Raw genomic sequence first — 22,088 nt, forward strand, 5'->3', positions numbered from 1 at the left:
CATTCATTAACCTGGCGACTTTGACTATAATTGCAGCCCGCTCATCGTTAAGGAATCCCTCGTGACTCAATTTCGCCCCTGTATCGACCTGCATCAGGGTCAGGTCAAACAAATCGTCGGCGGCAGCTTGAATGATGATGGCGCTCAAACCAATTACATCAGTCCCTACGATGCGGGCTATTACGCCGAACTCTATCATCAGTACGAACTGCATGGCGGCCATGTTATTGCCCTCGGACCCGGCAACAAGGAGCAGGCGCTCAAAGCACTCGCAGCCTGGCCCAACGGCCTTCAGTTCGGCGGGGGCGTCAATGCCGAAAACGCAACTGAATTCCTGCAGGCTGGCGCCTCCCATGTGATTGTGACGTCCTACCTGTTTGAAAACGACGAGTTTTCCTGGGATCGGCTGGAAAAAATCAAGGCTGAAACCGGCGTTGAAAAACTGGTGCTAGACCTCAGTTGCCGGCGCACCCCCACCGGCTGGAACATCGCCACCAATCGCTGGCAAACCATTACCAGCACCGGCATTAATGCAGCGACACTCAAAGAACTCAGCAAGCACTGCGCCGAGTTTCTGATCCATGCCGCAGATGTGGAAGGCCTGCAAGCCGGCATTGATGAAGAGCTGGTCTCACTGCTGGGAGACATCTGCCCGATTCCCGTGACCTACGCCGGCGGTGCCCGCACCCTGGAGGATCTGGAGTTAGTCGAACGCCTGTCGCAGGGCAAGGTGGATCTCACCATCGGCAGCGCACTGGATATTTTTGGTGGTCAGGGGGTTACGCTGGAAGCCTGCGTCAACTGGAATCAGGAACGACGGGACTGATCCTCTGTCAATTCGTCGCGTTCTGATGATCAGAACGCATTGAGCGATAATAGTCCACGGTTTCCATCAGTTGCTGTCGCAGAAACTGATGCGGAGCCGAATGTTTCACCCGAGCGTGCTCAGCCAATACATACCGCACCTGAAGGTTTTCCTCGGTCGGCAATGGCAAGCTGATAATGCCAGCACTCAAACTTGTCTCGGCCATAAATACCGGTGGCCCAGGCAACAGGTAGTCCGTGCGCTTGAGCACCTGCAAGGCGGTATACAGGTGACCGGTTTCAAATTGCGGCGTCACCACCGCCTCGTTTCGAATGAAAGCATTGTCCCCCTGCTGCACCACCAGAGACTCTTTCAAGTCCGGCATAAACAACTGCATGTGGGGGTATTCTGTCACCATTTCCCAAGTCAGCTTCTTGCCTTCCAGTGGGTGTCCTTTGCGCGCAAACATCACCGGTGCTGCAGAGCCCAGGGATGTCGTGGTCACCTCAGGCGGGTAAAAACTCTGCTCGACCTGAATCGCAAAATCCAGCTCACCGCTGGCCAGCAAATCCAGCTGGCGCTCTGCCCTGCTGACCGTTTTCAAACGTACACCCGGTGCCAACCGAGACAGCCTGGCCATCAATTCCGGCAGCGCCCAAAAGCCGATAAACTCAGGCACCACCACGATAAACTCCCCTTTGAAATGAAGAGGGTCAAACAGGCCAGGTTCAATCAAGTGCTGCAGCTGATCCAGTATTTCGGGCAACAGGGCAGCGAGCTCCAGCGCTCGGGGGGTGGGTACCATACCCGCCGCACTGCGCGTAAACAGAGGGTCATCAAACATTTCGCGCAGGCGTCCCAATGATTTACTCATGGCCGACTGGGTTAAAAACAGGCGCTCGGCAGCCTTCGAAACACTGCGCTCTTCCAGCAACACCTGAAGGGTAACCAGCAGATTCAGGTCGACACGCGCCAATTGCTTCAGATCCATAGCATCACCGCGAACAATCCCCCGCCCATATAATGAATAGAATTCATGGTAACGTAGAAGCTAAGTCATTTGAAGAATAGCATACCGATTCTTATACTTCTTTCCAAGCAATCAGGAAGCCCGAAGTTAAGACTTCCACAGAGCACCACCTGAGAAACACAAGTGATGCAAACACTCCACCATAGTGAGGGATTAATCATGGGATACTTTATTTTCAGCATCTATCTGGCCTTACTGGGCGCTGTTGCTTATGACGACCTGCGTGACGCCAATCAGCCAGCAACCAATCACAAAGCCTGATATTCAACAGTCTGTTTTACAACAACTCTCTCAGCCCACGGTTTAGTGGGCTTTTTTTACCCGTCGCCCAGTCAAATCTGCGGGCAAAAAAAAACCGCCCAAAGGCGGCTTTTTTGTGTCTGTATCCAAACACCAATCAATCAAACGGGTGGCGCAGAACAATCGTTTCGACACGATCCGGGCCTGTGGAAATAATATCCGCCGGCGCTCCAACCAACTCTTCCAGACGCTTGATATACGCCTGAGCATTGGCTGGCAGCTCATCCCAGGTTTTTGCTCCAACAGTGCTCTCGGTCCAGCCGGGCATGGTCTCGTAGACCGGTTGTACGTCTTCCCAACCCTCTGCGTCAAACGGCACACTGATGTCATTACCGTCGGCATCCTTATAGCCTACGCAGATATTGACGCTTTCCAGACCATCGAGCACATCCAGCTTGGTCAGACACAGACCGGAAATACTGTTGATACGGATGGCGTAGCGGACGGCAACGGCGTCAAACCAGCCGGTACGACGCTGACGACCGGTCGTGGCACCAAATTCATGGCCTTTTTCGCCCAGGTGCTGACCCACTGCACAGGACAGTTCGGTCGGGAAAGGTCCGCCACCCACACGAGTGGTGTAAGCCTTGGTAATACCCAACACATAATCCAGATACAGCGGACCAAAGCCGGAACCTGTAGCCGTACCACCAGCGGTGGTGTTGGAAGAGGTCACAAAAGGATAGGTACCGTGATCGATATCCAGCAGCGAACCCTGGGCGCCTTCAAACATGATGCTTTCACCGGCTTCACGGGCGGTGTGCAGCATATCGGTGATATCCGCCACCATAGGACGCAGTTGCTTGGCCCATTCCAGCGCGTCTTTCAATACGCTGTCGTAGTCCAGCGGATCGACTTTGTAGTAGTGCTGCAGTGAGAAGTTGTGATATTCGAGTACTTCTTTCAGCTTTTCAGCGAAGCGCTCTTCATTCATCAAATCACCCAGACGCAGACCGCGACGGGCGACCTTGTCTTCGTAGGCGGGGCCAATGCCACGACCTGTGGTGCCGATTTTGGCATTGCCGCGAGCCAGCTCACGGGCCTGATCCAGAGCCACATGATAGGGCAGGATCAGTGGACAAGCTGGCGACAGACGCAGACGCTCACGTACGGGAACACCCTGCTCTTCCAGACCTGCCATTTCTTTCAGCAAGGCGTCAGGCGCCAGTACCACACCATTGCCGATCATGCAGGTGACACCTTCACGCAGAATCCCCGAAGGAATCAGGTGCAGGACGGTTTTCTTGCCGTCAATAACCAGGGTGTGCCCCGCATTGTGGCCGCCCTGGAAGCGTGCAACTAAAGAAACCTGATCGGTCAGCAGGTCAACGATTTTACCTTTGCCTTCGTCACCCCACTGGGTGCCTAACACAACGACGTTCTTGCCCATTGCTACAATAACTCTTTAAAGGATTAACAAATTATAGGGACCTGACGCGGTACTCGCCCGCCTCAAACACCAATTGACGATCGCAGTCCGCGTTGACATCCGCCACGCTCTGCCCTTCAAAACCACACACAACGACTTCTCCCTCGGCGCGCAAACGGTTGACGGTATCCCACTGGGCTCCGTCGTCCGTTGCCGGCGCAAAGATAGCGCCGCTGCTTGCAGCAGGCGCCTTCACCAAACCGTCAATGGCGGTGATGTCCACATTAAAACCGGTGGCCGGGCGCGCGTTACCAAATACTTCGCCCACGTGATCGTAGCGTCCGCCGTTGGCAATCGACGCACCATAACCCGGGGCAAAGGCCGCGAAGACCACTCCGGTATGGTAGTTGTAACCACGCAACTCGCTGAGATCAAAGTACAGATTGGACTGCGGGAAGCGCTCGGAAACCACCGCCGCAATCGCGTCCAGTGTATCCAGCGCCTCCTGTACTGCCGCAGGAGCCTTGGCCAGAATCTGACGGGCCTCAGACAGGATCTGACGGCTGCCCGCCAGCGTCGGCAGTGCTTTAAGCATAGCGGCAATCTCCGCTGAGCCCACATTCTTGTCGACCCAGGTGTTGATATCGGACGTCGCCTTGGTCTGCAGAAGATCAAAAAAGGCGCGTTCCTGCCCCTTGTCCAGCTGCGCTTCGGCAGCCAGGGTGCGGTAAATCTCGACGTGCCCCAGATCGATGTTCAACTGTTCCAGGCCACACGCCTGAAGAGACGCCAACAGCAGGGAGATCACTTCGATGTCGCCATTGACACTGGCTTCACCGTATAGCTCGACACCCGCCTGTATCGGAGAGCGGGTGCCCAGTGGTGATTTGGGACGGGTATGCAGCACATGACCGGCATAACACAGACGGGCCGGACCACTGCGCTTGAGGCTATGAGCGTCGATACGGGCGGTCTGCGGAGTAATGTCTGCGCGAATACCCAGAGTGCGACCGGACAATTGATCGGTCACCTTGAAGGTCATCAGGTCGATGTCGCGTCCAAGACCGATCAGCAGTGAGTCGGTGTATTCGATTAACGGGGGGATAACCAGCTCATAGCCCCAGCGGCTATAGAGATCCAGTAGACGGCGACGCAGGGATTCAATGCGTACAGCCTTCTCGGGAAGAATATCTTCGACGCCATCAGGCAATAACCAACGGTCAGCGTAGGTCATGATCGGTTGTCAGCCTCTTAGCTTGTCTTTAAACACGTAGTGAATCTAAAACTCAATGGATCAGGTATAGCAGGCCTGCGCCCAGTAACATACTGAGCAATCCCATCATTCGCAGCTGGCTGTCGTTCACCAAAGCCAGTGATGAGACCAGTTTGCGCCAGCGCTGAGGGTACAGAAACGGGATGATGCCTTCAAAGACCAGCATCAAACAAAATGCTTTTCCTATCTCTTCCCACATAGGGTGCGATTCATACCTTAAAGTGCCTCGACCTGACAAAACGCCTGCATCAAAACACTCAATCAATCAAAAACTGTGCTCAACCGACCCGAAGGCGATGTTAACAACGTCCGGTGCCAGGCTCATATCCTCAGACATTTACCTGTGCAGGTGGCACAAAAAAACCGGGCCCACAGGAGCCCGGTTGATGCATTCTACCACCGATGGTGGTCGGGTAACAATCAAACTGGCCTAGTTGCCAGCTGGCTTACCCGAGCTGTCTTTCAAATAGCGGAAAAAGTCGCTGTCAGGGTCCACCAGCATCATGTCGCTTTTGTTCTTGAAGCTCTCACGATAGGCCGTCAGGCTTCTGACAAAGCTGTAGAACTCCGGATCCTGGCTGTAGGCTGACGAGTAGATGGCGGCGGCTTTGGCATCACCTTCACCACGCAGCTGCTCGGCATCACGGTAGGCTTCCGCCTCCAGGATGGTGCGCTGACGATCGGCATCGGCGCGAATCACTTCTGCCTGCTCCTTACCTTTCGAGCGGTGCTCCCGGGCTTCACGCTCACGCTCGGTATTCATCCGGTTGAACACGGACTCACTGACCTGCTCTGGCAAGTCGATGCGCTTGATCCGCACATCAATCAGTTCGATACCGTAACGCTCCAGGGTCAGCTTGTTGAGACTTTCCGTCAGATCGACCATCAGCTGATCACGCTCGCCACTGATCACTTCTTGCAGGGAGTGCTCACCAAAGGAGTTACGCAGACCTTCGTTGATGCGCTGGTCCATGTTGCGCACGGCCGTCGCCTCTTCACCGTTAGTCGCGGTGTAGTAGGTGCTGACGTCTTTAATCCGCCATTTGGCATAGGAATCAACGATCATGCCTTTTTTCTCAACCGTCAGGAAACGCTGTGGACGTACATCCAGTGTCAGCACCCGACCGTCGAATTTGCGCACTTCGTTCACCATCGGAATCTTGAAATGCAGACCCGGCGGAATGTCCGCGTTGACGACCTTACCAAACTTCAGCATCACGCCACGCTCTGTCTCTTTGATAATAAAGAGCGTATTGGAAGCCACAAAGAAAAGGATCAACGCACCAATAACGATGCTAAATACTTTGTTGTTCATAATTAACGAGTCTCCCTGCGACGAGTCGTGTTGCTGATCGATTCACGACGCAATTGTTCTACCACCTTGTCACTGATCTCACGGATCACAGCCGGTGACACGGTCGAGGAACTGGTCACGGAAGGCTGGGCACTCATCATTTTATCGAGCGGCAAATACAGCATGTTGTTACCGCCTTTCACATCGACCAGCACCTTGGAACTGCTGGCCATAACATCCTGCACAGCTTCGAGATAGAGACGCTCACGCGTCACTTCCGGAGCTTTCTTGTACTCTGACAACAGCTGCTCAAAGCGTTTCGCCTCACCTTCCGCTTCGGCGACCTTTTGCTCGCGGTAGGCCATCGCTTCTTCGATAACACGCTGAGCGGCACCGCGAGCCTCAGGGATGATGCCGTTAGCGTAAGCCTGGGCTTCGTTTTTCAGACGCTCTTCGTCTTCCCGCGCCTTGTTCACATCGTCAAACGCGGCCTGAACTTCACGGGGCGGGGTGGTTTCTTCGACGTTCACCTTGTCGACCTCAATACCGGTCTCATAGACGTTCAGGTAGTCCTGCAGGCGAGTCTGTACATCGATGGCCATCTGCTCACGACCTTCGGTCAGCACTTCGTGCATCTCGGTTGAACCCACTACGTGACGCAGGGCACTGTCCATGGCCTGAGCCAGACTGGCTTCCGGGTCACGAACACGCAGCACGAAACTCTTGGCATCGCCGATGCGATACTGGACAGACAGGTTGACCTCAACAATGTTGAGATCCTGGGTCAGCATCTCGCCGCGAGTACTGTGTGAGCGAACCTTGGTGACGTTTACCTTGGTCACATTATCCACCAGCGGCGGATTCCAGTGCAGGCCCGCGTCTGCGGTACCGGAATACACACCAAAGCGCAGAATCACGGCTTTTTCCTGTTCGTTGACCTGATAAAAGCCAAACAGGCCATAGACCACAGCCACAACGACCAATATAAACCCTATGGCAGAGCCGCTTAAACCGCCGCCCTGAGAGCTGCCGCCGTTGTTGCCTCCACCAAAAATACCACCCAGTTTCTCCTGAAACTTTTTCAGTGCCTCATCGAGATCGGGAGGGCCGTCATTGCCACGCTTGCCCCCCCAAGGGTCTTGATTATTTCCACCCGGTTCATTCCAGGCCATAGTCACTCTCCGTTAATGTCAATCCGTTTCAGCAACCCGACGGTTATCCTTCAGGGACTCACGTCCGGTCGCTTATGATTATCTGTTACCGTACCGGTCAGGGTACCTTTGCACCGATTCTAACAAAGCTATCCACAGAAAGGTGAACTGCTTTACCTCTAGCCGTTCAGCCCAACGCTTCTTTACTGACCGGCACTGACTGAAGCGGTCTTACATCAGCCCGCAGAGCGAGACTGCCAGTTCAGCGACTCAAAAGATAGATGTTCCTGACTGAGAATACGCAGCAAATCCGCTTTTTGGATGTTAACCGCCAGCTCGATGCCGCCATCACTGGTGTAATGCTCTTCTGTCACCGCATTGCACTCGTACAATTTGGCCCGCAAACGGGACTGGGACGGTTCCAGACACAGCGTTTCCAGCACCCGCTCTTCACCCAGCAACTCGGCCACCGCCTCAAATAGCAAATCAATGCCTTCACCCGAGTGAGCCGACAGCCAGACAGCCACGGGCTTGTCCTCGTCATCGCGATCGAGACGCGGACCAAAATCCTCCAGCAAATCAATTTTGTTGTACACCCGCAGCTGTGGCAGTTCAGCCGCGCCAATCTCCTGCAACACCTCTTCCACCTGTTCGATGTTGCGGGCACGCTCTTCATCTGCAGCATCAATGACGTGCAACAGCAAATCCGAACTGGCCGCTTCCTCCAATGTAGCACGGAACGCCTCAACCAGACGGTGAGGCAGGTGACTGATAAACCCTACGGTGTCAGCCAGCACTGCCGGGCCCAGTGTCGGCAGCGAGATGCGGCGCATGGTTGGATCCAGGGTCGCAAACAGCTGATCCTGGGCATAGACGCCGGCATCGGTAATGCTGTTGAACAACGTGGATTTGCCAGCGTTGGTGTAGCCCACCAGCGAGACGGTGGGCACCTCTGCCCGACGGCGGGAACGACGCCCCTGATCACGCTGACGGCGCACCTTTTCCAGGCGCTTCTCGATGGCTTTGATACGGCCACGCAACAGACGCCTGTCGGTCTCAAGCTGGGTTTCACCCGGCCCGCGCAGACCAATCCCGCCTTTTTGCCGCTCAAGGTGAGTCCAGCCACGAATCAGCCGGGTCGACATATGACGCAGCTGCGCCAGCTCAACCTGCAATTTACCTTCGTGGGTTCGGGCACGCTGGGCAAAGATATCGAGAATCAGGCCGGTGCGATCCAAAACACGGCATTTGAGTTCGTGTTCCAGGTTGCGCTCCTGACTGGGAGAGAGATTGTGATTGAAGATCACCAGTTCTGCCTGGTGCAATTGCACACACTGCTTCAGCTCTTCCAGTTTGCCGGTTCCGACAAAATAGCGGGCATGGGGAGTGGACCGCTGACCGGTAATAAAATCGACGGGGTCGCCACCTGCTGACAACACCAGTTCTTCAAATTCACGGGGATCATCGGGATCGGTATGCTGGGGAAACTCCAAATGAACCAGCACAGCCAGTTCACCGGAGTCGGGACGATCAAAGAACAACGACGTACCTCAAAAGTTTAGCCTTCGCCCTCTTCGCCTTCACCCTGAGGGTTCAGCATAGGCACACGCACTGCGCGAGAAGGAACGACGGTAGAAATTGCATGTTTGTAGACCATCTGGCTGACGGTGTTTTTCAACAGAACAACAAACTGGTCAAATGACTCAACCTGCCCCTGAAGTTTGATGCCGTTAACAAGGTAAATGGACACGGGAATACGTTCTTTTCGCAGAACGTTCAAGTAAGGGTCTTGTAGACTATGCCCCTTTGACATAATGGTTCTCCTTTGCTGAATAGCAATTACAAGCTGCCGTTAAATCCGGTTGTGTCTAAATTCAGCCGGGCGGCAAGTAAGCGTTAATAAAAATGACTATAAAAACTGACTGTACACCTAACAATTATAGGTGCAGCCCCTATTATAGGGGCGTTTCGGGTAAAAAGTTCAGAAATTCCTTGATAAGAACTGTTTTTTTGAGAAATTGGCCCTCCTCGGTGTCCGTATAGAGCCAATTGAGCTGATCCCACCCCCTCAACCAGGTTAATTGACGCTTGGCCAGTTGACGGGTAGCCACAACCCCTCGCGTCACCATTTCGTCATAAGTGCACTCTCCGGCCAGATAATCCCAAACCTGACGGTATCCCACCGCGCGAATCGCCGGCAGGTCCGGGTGCAGATCACCGCGATTGTATAACCGCCGGACCTCTTCCAGAAAGCCGTTCTGCAGCATGAGCTCAAAGCGCCTGGCAATGCGATCATGCAACACCGCCCGATCACGCGGAGCAATCGCCACCTGTACGACATGAAATCTCTGATGAAGATCCTGCGCCTGACGATCCTGCTGCTGACGCAGTTCAGTCATGGTTTTGCCGGATACCCGATACACTTCCAGCGCTCTGCTGAGTCGCTGCGAGTGGTTAGGGTGGATCGCAGCGGCAGATTCCGGATCGACAGCTGCCAGCTGCTCGTGAATGGCCGGCCAACCCAACTTCTCAGCCTCGGCTTCGATAGCGGCTCTGACCTCCTGATCAGCAGCGGGCATATCGGCAAAGCCTTCCAGCAGTGCTTTGAAATACATCATGGTGCCGCCCACCAGCAGCGGTATTCGCCCCTGAGCGACAATGTCTTCAATTTCCCGCAGAGCATCTTCGCGAAACTCTGCCGCAGAATAAGGCTCACTCGGGTCACGAATATCCATCAGTCGATGGGGTGCCAGCGCCTGCTCTTGTGCACTGGGCTTGGCACTGCCAATATCCATCTGACGGTACACCAGAGCAGAATCCACACTGATGATGTCCACCGGTAACTCTTCTCGCAAGGCGATCGCGAGATCCGTCTTACCTGAGGCGGTGGGTCCCATCAGAAAAATCAGCAGCGGTTTGTTAAAACGGGACATAATATATAACCTTCAAAGCAAGCTGTATTACACTTGCAGACGCGCCATTCTAACAAGCCACATGAGTCACTCCCACCCCAATCTATAAAGGAGTAAACTCGGTAGAGTATTTAGACTACACTGACGCAAGAACAGCAATAATATCTGGCACTCAAAGTCTGTCAGCACAAGGAAGAACTTTTGACGGCACTTTTCTTACATTGGCTCCGCCCTCTACCTTGCATACTGATACTCCTGAGCTGGCCATGCCTTGTCCAGGCATCCGAGATTCCAGCACAGAAGGTGCTGGTCGCGTTACATCCCCCACCATACCTGGAACACCTGAAACTCAATGAGGCCCGGGCCATTTTTACCATGAGAGTTAAACACTGGCAGGACGGCAGTGACATCACGGTATTTGTGCTTCCCGACCAGAACGACCTGCACCGAAACTTTGTCGTGCAGACTCTCAAACTATTGCCTCATCAACTGCGACGACACTGGAACCGGCAAGTCTATACCGGCATCGGACGCGCGCCTGTTGAAGTCAGATCGGTAACTGACATGCGTCAAAAACTCATGGCCACTCCCGGCAGCATTGGCTATTTACCTCTTTCAAGCAACACAGGAGAAGTCAGCGATGAGCTTATTTACTTCTCACTGCAATAAACTTCTGCCAGCGGCACTCGCCATGTCTTTCCTGCTGCAACCGGACATCGCCCGAGCCGACGACTGGAACTGGCACGGCTACATCAGCCAGGGAGCCATCTACACCACCAAGAATGAATTTTTCGGCAACAGCGAAGACGTCAGCTGGGATTTTAACAGCGTCATCGGTGGCGTTAGCTGGGACGCAACGAAAAGACTCCGTTTTTCCGCTCAGGCCATTTACCGTCAGGCGGGTGAAACCTCACCCGACAAAGTCTACACCGATTACGCCATGATCGATTTCAACCTGATTGACAACCTTCAGGGGCAAATGGGCATCAGAGCCGGCCGCATCAAAAACCCTTACGGTTTCTTCACCGACACCCGTGATATTGCTGCCAACAGATCCTCCGTTCTGTTGCCGGAATCGGTTTACTACGATTCCCTGAGAGATGTTTTTCATACCTCGGATTCCATATCACTTTACGGCAGCTGGTACTGGGGACAACACCTGATTCAGGTTGATGCTCTGAGCGGCAAGCCCTTATTCACCGAAGCTTCCGCCAATGAGTTTACAATCCCCTTGGGTATCAAGGGGGATTTTGAAGGGAAAGATGCCAGAATTTTCCGGATAATGACGGAATCTTACGGCGGCAAGCTCAGGCTGGCCTACACCCGCGCCGAAACACTTGTAAAATTCACACCGGATCCTGGCACTCGAGAAATCACGGTGTCTCCTGGCGTCACAATGACTGCACCACTGAATGGATACCCGGGCAAAACCAGGACAAAAATCAACATTTGGTCTATAGAGTTTAACTACGGCCAGTGGCAGTTTACCAGCGAAATTCTGGACTGGAATCTGCGTCGTAAAGACAGCTCACCCAGAGGAGGTACAGAGTACGACAGCCTGGGCATGTACGGATCGATTCACTACCGAATCAACCCGCAACTGCAGGTCTACATTCGACGGGACATTCTCTATCGCAACACTGACGATAAGGATGGTGAAAAATATGCAGCAGCCACTGGCAATCCAGCTCACAACCAGTATGCCTTTGATACGACAGTCGGCGTGAAATTTGAACCGGATGATCACTGGCACCTGGCTTTGGAAGCTCATCATGTCCGGGGCACAGCCTGGTTATCGTATAATGACAACGACCTTTCACAAGCCAGTAAAAAGTGGACCATGATTGCAGCGGAAGTCAGTTACCGTTTTTAGACGACCACACATGGATGGATCTCATTATGTTCTTCAGCCTGAAATGGAAAGCTGTCATTCTCGTTCTCACCATCCTGATTATTTTGTGTGGATTTCTGGCCACCCTGAACAGCAACCAGCTGCATACGCTTTCCAGACAACAGCAACAACAGCAGTTCGAAAAATTGCACCGCGTCATGCAGGGGTTACTGGATCAATCCTACCGTCAAAATTTGCAACTGATCGACCTGATCCCCCTCCTCAGTAATAACCCTCAACAAGGCAGCCAGAAAAGCAGCCTGATACAAACACTGAATCAACAGTGGTCCAGTTTGCAGCTCAATTGGGGCATTGAATCTGCCACACTGTTTGATGAACAGGGCACAGTATTGTGGCAAACACCACAGGCATCCACCCACTCAACGGTCAACCTGTCCTCTCACACATCACCTCACTGGGAAGTGCTTTGTGAAAGCATGTGTTACCAGATCGTAACCGCTCCTGTACTGAATCCTGGGGGCAGCCCCCTTTACCTGTTGTTCGATATCAACATGGCTGACCTGCTGATCGGCTTCAGTGAAATTACCGGTGCCGATATTGGCATTTTGATTCCGCCCAATAACGATCACCAGCCCCTGTCTCAACTGAACAACTGGAACAAGGACCTGCTACAACTGACTCATTTTCGCAAGACATTGCCGATTTTGACTCAGCTGGAACAGTCAAAGACTTTTGATTCGCTACGACACAAAAGCAGCTCGGTTCAAATAGACGAAGAAAGCTATGAAGTCAGCATGATTCCCATTGATCAGGGCTCACCAGAGAACTTTTTTGCCATCATCGTCAACACCAGCGCCAGCGTGCAACTCATGCAATCATCCCGCCGCGCTTTAATCATGGTGGCCATCGCCGGCATTACCATATCCTGTTTTTTGTTACTGGCTTTTCTGTGGAAGCCAATCACACGCCTGCATCGTCAGGCAAAGTTGTTGCCGCTTTTGTCCAGCGGCGAATTTCAAGTGACACTGGATCAGTTGAGAAAAAATCGTTCCAGCCACTGGCTTAAAGATGAAATCGACGTACTCAATGAAACCGAAGAGATGGTCTGTCAACAGCTCACTGAAATGCGACTGGAGATTCATCAGCAAACCAGACATCTTCATAACATCGCCATGTATGACAGCCTCACCAGCCTAGCCAACCGGCGGGCGCTGATGGACCAACTGAAAACAGCGATAAAAGAAACTCAAGCTAACGGCACAAACTGCTCCCTACTGTTTATCGACCTGGATAATTTCAAGCGCATTAATGATTCCATGGGCCACAATGCCGGTGATGAACTGCTAAAAATTGTAGCCCAGCGCCTGCGAACCTGTGTACGCAGTTCAGACTTTATTGCCCGATTGGGAGGTGATGAATTCTGTGTACTGATCACTGAATTAAGCAAACCTCAAGATGACGAAATAGTTGCCAAACATATTTTGAACCAGCTTCAAAATCCGATCAAACTTCGTGCTGCTGAAGTGATTGTCTCTGCCAGCATTGGCGTTGTGTCTGCACCCAAAGATGGAAAAACCAGTGAAGATCTACTGCAAAATGCAGACTTGGCCATGTACACAGCCAAAGCACTCGGCCGTAACAAATACCAGCGTTTTACTCATAACATGACCGATCTCGCTGTCGCCAAAATGGAATTGGAAAATGAATTACGCAAGGCGCTGCAAGAAAACGAGTTTGTGCTTCACTACCAACCGCAATTCGATCTTAACAGCGACAAACTGATTGGTTTTGAGACCCTGATCCGATGGCAGCATCCTGTCCGTGGTCTGCTACTTCCAGATACATTTATCAGCCTGCTGGAAGAAACAGGACAGATCCTGAAACTGGGCCAATGGATTCTGGAAGAGACCTGCCGCCAGGCCAGGGAGTGGGTCATTGCTGGCTTTGATAACATCCGCATCGCCGTAAATATTTCACCCCGACAACTACAGGATCCCGACCTTCCTGAACAGATTCAGAAAGCCCTGCATCACCATCAATTATCTCCACAGTCCCTGGAACTGGAATTGACTGAAACCATGTTGATGGAAGACATTGAACTGACTCAGGAACAACTCTCACAATTGCAGGCACTGGGCATCAGTATCGCCATCGACGACTTTGGAACGGGTTATTCTTCACTGAGTTATCTGAAATCCCTGCCACTGGATATCCTCAAGATTGATCGCACCTTCATCAAGGACTTGCCCGGGGACAGCGACGATCTGGAAATCGTCAGTGCAATCATTGCTATGGCCCACAAACTGAATCTAAAACTAGTGGCCGAGGGCGTTGAGACTGAAGCTCAGAGGGATATTCTGCAGCAGAATAATTGCGACTACGCTCAGGGTTACCTCTATTCCAAACCATTGCCGGCGGAAGACGCCAGAGCCCTGTTGCAGACTCTGTCTTCCGCGAATTAAAGCTGCTCTCCCGAATTACTGCCCCCGCAAAAACAACTTGTCCAGCTCATCCAGTGTTTGCAATGCCCAGGTGGGACGTCCGTGGTTACACTGCCCACTGCGCTCTGTCGCCTCCATATCACGCAACAAAGCGTTCATTTCCGGAATCGTCAGCTTGCGGTTGGCCCGCACAGAACCGTGACAGGCCATGGTACTGAGAATTTCATTGATGTGATGATCGATGCGTTTGCTGGAACCGTACTCCAGCAGATCCGACAGTACATCACGCACCAGTTGCTCAACATTGGCACGGTTTAAAATCACAGGCACTTGGCGGATCAGCAAACTCTCCGGTCCTGCGCGCTGTAATTCAAACCCCAGCGAGCGAAAGACATCATCGTGTTCTTCCGCGCAATCGGCTTCTTTTTGGCTGACGGCAATGGTTTCGGGCACCAGCAACGGCTGCGTCTGAATTCCCTGTTCTGCCACAGCCAGCTTCATACGCTCGTAGGTAATTCGCTCGTGGGCTGCGTGCATATCCACCACAATCAATCCCTGGGCATTTTCAGCCAGAATATAAATGCCTTTCAACTGGGCAATGGCATAGCCCAGCGGTGGGATTTCACTGTCAGTGCGTTCCAGCTCGTCAAAACTGGCCCCTGAAGCCCGCGGCGTGAAAGCTGCCGACGGCATCTCCCGAGAAGAGCCATACAGCTGCTGATACGCAGGCATTTGTTCACTGACACTCTGCGCCGAAACATCACCGTTGCCGCTGTAACCACCAAACATGGACGGCGCCGAGGAACTGCCCGATGCAGGTGAAGGACGAAACGTCATACTTTCCTGCTGCTTGAACTCACCCGCTTCAACACCAGAGACCTGAGTGGTCGGCTGCAACGACAGATCAGTGGACGCCTGCATCTGGTCCCTGGGCCGCACTTCCGCCAGCGCATGATGTAGACTGCGAAACAGGAAGTCGTGCACCATGCGACTGTCGCGGAAGCGCACTTCGTGTTTGGTGGGATGCACGTTTACATCCACAGTTGCCGGATTCAACTCCAGATACAACACAAACGCCGGGTGACGGCCGTGAAACAACACATCCTGATAAGCCTGACGCACCGCATGGGTAACCAGGCGATCTTTAATGGCCCGTCCGTTGACATAAAAATGCTGCAAGTCCGCCTGGCTACGGGAGAAGGTCGGCAAGGCTACCCAGCCCCACAGTTTTAAATCGCCGCGCTCAATATCAATATGCACCGCGTTTTCCATAAACACCGGACCGCACACCTGGGCTACACGCCGCTCCTGCTCGACTTGTGACTGCGCGGCGCGCCAGCTGTGAATCACTCGTCCGTTGTGACGCAGATTAAAGCCCACATCAAAACGGGACAGTGCCAGCTTTTTGATGTTGTCTTCGATGCGATTGAATTCTGTTTTTTCGGTGCGCAAGAATTTGCGTCGGGCGGGGGTGTTAAAAAACAAATCCCGCACTTCTACCGTGGTGCCCTGAGGATGAGCAGCAGGCGCCACATCCGCCTCCATATCGCGCCCTTCAGCCTTGGCACACCAGCCATTGCTCTCTTCACCGGTATTGCTGGTGACCGTAAGACGGGACACCGAACTGATACTCGCCAGCGCCTCACCCCGAAAGCCAAGTGTTGCTACCGCTTCCAGATCATCGAGCTGATAGATTTTACTGGTGGCGTGACGACTGAGTGCCAACGGCAAGTCGTCCTTGTCAATACCGCTGCCGTTATCGCGCACACGCATCAATTTGATACCGCCATTCTCGATATCCACATCGAGACGGGTGGCGCCAGCATCCAGACTGTTTTCCAACACCTCCTTGATGACAGATGCGGGACGTTCAACCACCTCACCGGCAGCAATCTGGTTAGCCAGTCGCGGGCTCAGTAATTTAATCTTTGACATGAAATAAATTGATTTTAGACATAAATAAAGAAACCTTTCGCAGTCTCTCCCGCAAAGGAGAAGCTGCACTTAAGAGGCGGGAATTTTAAGCTTTTGCCCGATCCGGATGGTGCTATTGGTCATCCGGTTGGCCTTTTGTATCTGGCCCACCGTCACATCGTATTGACGGGCAATACCACTGAGGGTGTCGCCGCGAGAAATTACATGTTCGGTTGCCATTCCCTTCGATGAAGCAACAGGCTTACCGCCGTATTTGAGGTAGGCCACATAACTTCCAGCCGGCGGAACCGCATAAAAGTGCTGTTTGATCCCTTTGAAGATGGCTGTCGACAATCTCTGCCGATAGGCGTAACTGTTCAGTTTGTTGGCTTCACCCGGGTTTGAGATAAAACCGGTTTCCACCAGAATGCTCGGCACATCCGGTGATTTCAGCACCGCAAACCCCGCCTGCTCGACCTGATGCTTGTGCAGATGGGCAAAGGTACCCATGGACTTCAGAACCTTGTCACCCACTTGCAGGCTGGAGCCCAGCGTTGCAGTCATGGACAAATCCACCAGCACACCGCGCAACACTTCGTCTTTGTCATCCAGGCTGACACCACCAACACCGCCAATCAAATCCGCCTCGTTTTCCTGTTGAGCCAGAAAACGGGCGGTTTCCGAAGTCGCGCCGCTGCGAGACAGGGCAAACACCGAGGCGCCACTGGCACGAGGATTTTTGAACGCATCGGCGTGAATCGAGACAAACAGGTCAGCTCGCTTCTCACGGGCAATATCCCGACGTTTGCGCAGAGGAATGTAATAGTCTCCGGTGCGCACCAGCTCTGCCCGATAACCGGGTTCCGCATTGATCATGGCCGCCAACTGCTTGCTGATTGCCAGAACCACGTCTTTTTCCCGCAGATGACGACCTTTGATTTTAGGACCGGAGGCTCCGGGGTCCTCGCCGCCATGACCGGCATCAATAGCAATGATAATGTCGCGCTTGCCTTTGTGCGTGCTGACCAGTTTCTCCACGGTTTTTTCGACAGGTTTGTCACGATCAAACAAATCAATCACCAACCGATCGTTTTTGTCGCCGTGTTTGGGCAACACAAAACTCTTCGGCTTGATCGAGGCAGACAGATCCAGAACCACGCGCAGATCTTTACCGTTGCGCTCGGCACTGCGAATGCCACGGATGGGCGTATCTGTTAATGGCAGGTCGGCAAAACTGGTACCCAAACGGGTATTTTCAATATCGATCACCAAGCGGGATGGATTGGAAAGGCTGAACAGTTTGTGCTGCACGGTTGCACTGAGATCGAACACCAGTCGAGTGCTATCCGGTGCACGCCAGAGACGGACACTTTCCACCTGCACAGCGGCACTAATGACCTGCCCGAATGAGGAGCACACCAAAAAGACCAGCAGCATCAACAACCGGTGACTGGAAGTCTGTTGCCCTGCCCCCCTAATGGCACAGCTGTCTTTGTAGACACCTTTATTCACTCTGCCAACCGCCATCATCTCCCGGCCACTGTGTATTGAACGTTGTTATGGATTTCTCACTATCAAAGCCAGCTTAACAGGCTCGCAAACCGTTGTATTAAAAATCACCAGCTCTTAAGGTACCGCCAAACCCGACAGGTTTAAAGGGTCGAAGGCAACTTCACCACAAAGTCATCGGCGCAGTGACGGTTACTTCGCCCATACAACATTCTGCACCAGAGTCTTGCCGCGTTCGGTATGTGGCTCAATGGTGATCCTGCGACCCGGCGCCTCCACCTGCAAGGTCACCACCACATCGGCTGCAGGGAGAAAACCTTCACCCCGACTTGGCCATTCCACCAGACACAGCGACTGGTCGGTGAAATAATCCCGAATCCCCATGTATTCCAGCTCTTCCGGATCACCGAGCCGATACAGGTCAAAGTGATAAACCTGCTGCTCTCCAAACTCGTAGGGCTCAACCAGCGTATAAGTGGGCGACTTAACCGCACCTGAATGCCCAAAGCTGCGCAACACTCCCCGACTGAACGTTGTCTTGCCCGCGCCCAGGTCACCCTGCAGGAAGATCACCGCACCACTCCTGGCCGCCTGTCCGACAGCCAGCCCTGCCGCCACAGTTGCCGCTTCATCCACTAAAAAATGTTCCAAGGTCACGACTCGCTTCCCATAGACGTTTTCACAACAACTCAGGCCAGCTGACTGTTCAGCAATTGACGCAGGAATGGCAATAAATCCGTTGCCAGCAAACCGCGCTGGCCGTTTTCATCCGCGGCCAGATCCGCGGCTGTACCGTGCAGGCACACTGCCAGTTTGGTGGCAGCGCAAGGTTCCAGCCCCTGAGCCAGTAAACCGCCAATCACACCGCTGAGCACATCGCCCATCCCCCCGGAGGCCATACCCGGATTACCCACATTGGCGACACTGAGGCTGCCATCTGCGGCCGCAATCACGGTGCCAGCCCCCTTCAGCAGCACGGTTCCACCAAAGCGTTTTTGCAACTGCTGGGCGGAGGCAAACCGATCCTTTTGAATCTCCGCGGTGGTGCAACCCAGCAGGCGTGCAGCCTCGCCGGGATGCGGCGTCAAAATCCAGTTATCCCGCTGACTGGTATTGGGAATAACCCGGCCCTCAGCCAGCAGATTCAGACCGTCAGCATCCAGCACCATGGGCAAGCCGCTGGTTACCGCCTGCTTCAGCATCTGCTCAGACCAGGGCGTGTGCCCGAGACCTGGCCCCAGCACTAACACGGAAGGACGATCCAGAAACGCCTCCAGCTCCTGCCCCGAAGACACCCCCAGCACCATCAACTCCGGACGACGGGCAATGATGGGCGACACATGTTCTGGTCGCGTGGCGACACTGGTGAGACCTGCCCCCATTCGCGCCGAAGCCTCACCCGCCATTGCCGCCGCGCCGGCAAAGCCGCTGTCACCGCCAATGACCATCACATGGCCAAAATTTCCCTTGTGGGCATCGCCGTCACGATCGGGCAGCTGTTTCAGCAAGCGACTGAGCTGCAAGCGCTCCACATTGGCGATCTGGCTGCGAAACACTTCCGCAGGAACGTTCAGATCGGCAAACAATAACTCTCCTGTCAGCGCCGGACCGCGGCCGGTCAAGAGCCCCTGCTTGAGACCAATAAAACTGACAGTCACATCGGCTTTTACGGCCACCCCCAAAGCCCGACCGGTATCCGCACACAAACCGGAGGGGATATCGACCGCCAGAACCGGCTGGCCTGACTTGTTCAGCCAGTCAATCGCCTGCTGGAAGGGCTCGCGGACTTCTCCCTGCAGGCCCGTCCCCAGCATGGCGTCCACCACCACGCCACTGAAGCCCTGGCTTTCCTGCAGCGGTTGCATGATGACCCCTTCGCGACGGGCAAATTCGTAAGCCGTGCGGGCATCTCCCTGCAGCTTGTCCGGATCGGCCACGTAGATCACCGTGACGGGAATACGACGCTGGGCAGCCAGAGCGGCAATCACATAACCATCACCACCATTGTTGCCGGCACCACAGAGAACCGTGATCTGTTCCGGCTCAGGCCAGCGTTCCAGCAACGCGGTAAACGCTGCGCGCCCTGCACGCTTCATCAAATGAATGCCGGATATGCCGTGCTCTTCAATGGCACAGCGGTCCAGCTCCCGCACCTGCTCAGCACGGTAGAGGTCTTCCGGTAAAACCCGGGTAAAAGGAGCGGTAGCAGTAGTGGATGATCCGTCTGACATTTAGGGCTCTCGAAGTTGCTGTAAATTGCTAAAAACGTTGCTTTGAACAGGCGCATTAAATACTTGCGCTAAATATGGGAGAATTATACACACTTACCGCCCTCCAAGGCTTCAGGCTGAAGGCATTTACACAGGCTTGCGATTCAATGGATTCATCCACCTCAGGGTTTCCCCCTCAGTTTCTCGACACTCTGGCCGACGACATCAAGCGCTGGGGACGAGAAATGGGATTCCAGCAAATCGGCATTGCCGATGCTGACCTCCGCGACGAGGAACCGCGTCTGAAGGCCTGGCTGGAAAAAGGCTATCAGGGCGACATGGCCTGGCTGGCCGAGCACGACAATAAACGATCGAGACCGGAAGAATTACTCCCCGGTACCCAGAGAGTGATCTGCGCACGACTGGATTACCTTCCGGCCGATACCGATCAGATACGCATTCTGAAAGACGGAGAGAAGGCCTACGTCTCCCGATACGCCCTTGGCCGCGATTACCACAAGCTGATTCGCAAACGCCTGAGCCAACTGGCCAAACGGATTGAAGAGGCAGTGGCCGCCGCCACAACAGCTCCAGAAGAAAACAACAGTGGCCTTCAGCAGCGCGCCTTTGTGGACAGCGCCCCGGTTATGGAGCGCCCGCTGGCCGCCAAGGCCGGTTTGGGCTGGGTGGGCAAACACACACTCCTGTTAAACAGTCAGGCCGGCAGCTGGTTCTTTCTCGGCGAGGTGTACACCAGCCTGCCGCTACCGATCGACCAGAACGACGAACAGGATCGCTGCGGTGATTGTCAGGCCTGCCTGAAAGTCTGCCCCACCGATGCATTTCCACGCCCCTATGAACTGGATGCCAGACGCTGTATTTCTTACCTGACCATTGAAAACAAAGGGGCGATTCCCTTAGAGTTCCGGGAACCGATTGGCAACCGGGTCTTTGGTTGCGACGACTGCCAGGCCATTTGTCCGTGGAACAAGTACGCATCCTTCTCCAGCGAAGACAGTTTTACGCCAAGGCACCAACTGGATCGCAGCGATTTGTCCACCTTGTTTCAATGGACCGAGGAAGAGTTTTTAAAAAATACCGAAGGATCAGCCATTCGCCGTATTGGCTACGAACGCTGGCTCCGCAATCTCGCGGTCGGTCTGGGTAATGCCCCTACCAGCGAGGCCATTGTCACAGCCCTGCAACAGAAACTCGATTACCCTTCGGCGTTGGTACAGGAACATGTACAGTGGGCTCTGCAGCAACACGAAATACCCGGTCGCCGTCGGCGCCGTAAAATCAAGGCGCGTCGCGACTGACGCCGCGCCAGCAACACCAATCTGAAGGACACAGCCGTTTATGACACCGCCAGAGCAAACGCCTCAACCCTCGGACACCCAAGCTGCTGAACCCCTGCCCCCGACTCACGTCCGTGAAGCTTTCGGACTGCAGATACTCAAGAACAGCCATCCGGACATCCGTCGCCTGAAACGCGAAGGCGGGGACGCCTCTCTGCACGGCAACAAGTTCTGGAAATCCACATTTTTGCTGATGGATTACCTGTCGGAATGCCCGCCTGACAAAGGCTGTCGTATTCTCGAGCTGGGTTGTGGATGGGGTTTGGGTGGTATCTTCTGCGCCCGGGAGTTTGACGCCCACGTCATAGCCCTCGATGCCGATGACAGTGTTTTCCCCTACCTGGAACACCACGCCGCACTTAACGGAGTCGAGGTGGACACCATCCAAATGCGCTTTGAAGACATTACCGTCGAACATCTCACGCAGTTCGACATGATCATTGGAGCGGACATCTGCTTCTGGGACAGTCTGGTTGCCCCCGTCCAGGATCTGATAGAACGAGCGATGGAAGCCGGCGTTGAAAGGGTACTGCTGACCGATCCCGGCCGCCCCACGTTTCGCAAGGTGGCCGAGCATTACTACAAGACTCTGGACGCAGTTTACAGCGACTGGGATGTGCCGGAACCCCACAACGCCTGGGGGCTGGTGCTGGATGTATACAACACCTGA

19 protein-coding genes are annotated in these 22,088 nt (G+C 54.0%); 6 read left to right on the top strand and 13 right to left on the bottom strand.

What is annotated here, in order from left to right; genetic code table 11:
- Nucleotides 1–61 precede the first annotated feature (61 nt).
- Complete coding sequence (gene hisA, locus KOI40_RS00775; RefSeq protein WP_216095505.1) at nucleotides 62–826, top strand: phosphoribosylformimino-5-aminoimidazole carboxamide ribotide isomerase; 765 nt, start codon at nucleotides 62–64, stop codon at nucleotides 824–826.
- A gap of 7 nt (nucleotides 827–833) precedes the next feature.
- Here hisA and KOI40_RS00780 read toward each other — a convergent pair whose 3' ends face one another.
- From KOI40_RS00780 to miaA, 9 genes are all read right to left on the bottom strand, one after another.
- Nucleotides 834–1,796, bottom strand: a complete 963-nt coding sequence (locus KOI40_RS00780) for a LysR family transcriptional regulator (RefSeq protein WP_216095506.1) — start codon at nucleotides 1,794–1,796, stop codon at nucleotides 834–836.
- Nucleotides 1,797–2,232: 436 nt separating this feature from the next.
- Nucleotides 2,233–3,525, bottom strand: a complete 1,293-nt coding sequence (locus tag KOI40_RS00785) for an adenylosuccinate synthase (RefSeq protein ID WP_216095507.1) — start codon at nucleotides 3,523–3,525, stop codon at nucleotides 2,233–2,235.
- Between the two features lie 31 nt (nucleotides 3,526–3,556).
- Nucleotides 3,557–4,738: an ATP phosphoribosyltransferase regulatory subunit gene (locus tag KOI40_RS00790; RefSeq protein ID WP_216095508.1), complete on the bottom strand. Its 1,182-nt coding sequence runs from the start codon at nucleotides 4,736–4,738 to the stop codon at nucleotides 3,557–3,559.
- 52 nt (nucleotides 4,739–4,790) lie between these two features.
- A complete protein-coding gene (locus tag KOI40_RS00795; protein ID WP_216095509.1) occupies nucleotides 4,791–4,976 on the bottom strand; it encodes a DUF2065 domain-containing protein in 186 nt (61 codons plus the stop codon).
- A 231-nt stretch (nucleotides 4,977–5,207) separates the two neighbouring features.
- Nucleotides 5,208–6,092, bottom strand: a complete 885-nt coding sequence (gene hflC / locus KOI40_RS00800) for a protease modulator HflC (RefSeq protein WP_216095510.1) — start codon at nucleotides 6,090–6,092, stop codon at nucleotides 5,208–5,210.
- Nucleotides 6,093–6,094: 2 nt separating this feature from the next.
- Entirely contained in the window at nucleotides 6,095–7,243 is a 1,149-nt protein-coding gene (hflK, locus tag KOI40_RS00805) for an FtsH protease activity modulator HflK (RefSeq protein ID WP_216095511.1), read from the bottom strand.
- Nucleotides 7,244–7,458: 215 nt separating this feature from the next.
- Nucleotides 7,459–8,763 (bottom strand): ribosome rescue GTPase HflX, encoded by a 1,305-nt coding sequence (hflX, locus tag KOI40_RS00810; protein WP_216095512.1) that lies wholly within the window; start codon nucleotides 8,761–8,763, stop codon nucleotides 7,459–7,461.
- Nucleotides 8,764–8,780: 17 nt separating this feature from the next.
- Nucleotides 8,781–9,035, bottom strand: a complete 255-nt coding sequence (hfq, locus tag KOI40_RS00815) for an RNA chaperone Hfq (RefSeq protein ID WP_216095513.1) — start codon at nucleotides 9,033–9,035, stop codon at nucleotides 8,781–8,783.
- 142 nt (nucleotides 9,036–9,177) lie between these two features.
- Entirely contained in the window at nucleotides 9,178–10,155 is a 978-nt protein-coding gene (gene miaA / locus KOI40_RS00820; RefSeq protein WP_216095514.1) for a tRNA (adenosine(37)-N6)-dimethylallyltransferase MiaA, read from the bottom strand.
- 282 nt (nucleotides 10,156–10,437) lie between these two features.
- On the opposite strand from miaA, the gene KOI40_RS00825 reads away from it, so the two are divergent.
- From KOI40_RS00825 to KOI40_RS00835, 3 genes are read left to right on the top strand one after another with little or no spacing between them, the layout of a single operon-like run.
- On the top strand, nucleotides 10,438–10,803 hold the full coding sequence (locus KOI40_RS00825; protein ID WP_216095515.1) for a hypothetical protein: 366 nt from the start codon (nucleotides 10,438–10,440) through the stop codon (nucleotides 10,801–10,803).
- Entirely contained in the window at nucleotides 10,775–12,007 is a 1,233-nt protein-coding gene (locus KOI40_RS00830; protein ID WP_216095516.1) for a hypothetical protein, read from the top strand. Before KOI40_RS00825 ends, KOI40_RS00830 begins: the two co-directional genes overlap by 29 nt.
- A 26-nt stretch (nucleotides 12,008–12,033) precedes the next feature.
- Complete coding sequence (locus tag KOI40_RS00835) at nucleotides 12,034–14,448, top strand: bifunctional diguanylate cyclase/phosphodiesterase (RefSeq protein ID WP_216095517.1); 2,415 nt, start codon at nucleotides 12,034–12,036, stop codon at nucleotides 14,446–14,448.
- 15 nt (nucleotides 14,449–14,463) lie between these two features.
- Here the strand turns inward: KOI40_RS00835 and mutL are convergent, their stop codons facing one another.
- From mutL to KOI40_RS00855, 4 genes are all read right to left on the bottom strand, one after another.
- Nucleotides 14,464–16,362: a DNA mismatch repair endonuclease MutL gene (mutL, locus tag KOI40_RS00840; RefSeq protein WP_216095518.1), complete on the bottom strand. Its 1,899-nt coding sequence runs from the start codon at nucleotides 16,360–16,362 to the stop codon at nucleotides 14,464–14,466.
- Nucleotides 16,363–16,431: 69 nt separating this feature from the next.
- Nucleotides 16,432–17,778, bottom strand: a complete 1,347-nt coding sequence (locus KOI40_RS00845) for an N-acetylmuramoyl-L-alanine amidase (protein WP_216096011.1) — start codon at nucleotides 17,776–17,778, stop codon at nucleotides 16,432–16,434.
- 264 nt (nucleotides 17,779–18,042) lie between these two features.
- Nucleotides 18,043–18,501 (bottom strand): tRNA (adenosine(37)-N6)-threonylcarbamoyltransferase complex ATPase subunit type 1 TsaE, encoded by a 459-nt coding sequence (tsaE, locus tag KOI40_RS00850; protein ID WP_255568205.1) that lies wholly within the window; start codon nucleotides 18,499–18,501, stop codon nucleotides 18,043–18,045.
- 38 nt (nucleotides 18,502–18,539) lie between these two features.
- Complete coding sequence (locus tag KOI40_RS00855; protein WP_216095520.1) at nucleotides 18,540–20,081, bottom strand: NAD(P)H-hydrate dehydratase; 1,542 nt, start codon at nucleotides 20,079–20,081, stop codon at nucleotides 18,540–18,542.
- 146 nt (nucleotides 20,082–20,227) lie between these two features.
- Between KOI40_RS00855 and queG the strand changes: the two genes are divergently transcribed.
- Both queG and KOI40_RS00865 read left to right on the top strand, forming a co-directional pair.
- Nucleotides 20,228–21,379 carry a tRNA epoxyqueuosine(34) reductase QueG gene (queG, locus tag KOI40_RS00860; RefSeq protein ID WP_216095521.1) on the top strand — a complete coding sequence of 384 codons (1,152 nt, stop codon included), beginning with the start codon at nucleotides 20,228–20,230 and terminating at the stop codon, nucleotides 21,377–21,379.
- A 40-nt stretch (nucleotides 21,380–21,419) separates the two neighbouring features.
- Nucleotides 21,420–22,088, top strand: coding sequence for a class I SAM-dependent methyltransferase (locus tag KOI40_RS00865; protein WP_216095522.1), 669 nt, complete (start codon nucleotides 21,420–21,422; stop codon nucleotides 22,086–22,088).

Source organism: Pseudomaricurvus albidus (genome assembly GCF_018863235.1).
Classification (GTDB): domain Bacteria; phylum Pseudomonadota; class Gammaproteobacteria; order Pseudomonadales; family Cellvibrionaceae; genus Pseudomaricurvus; species Pseudomaricurvus albidus.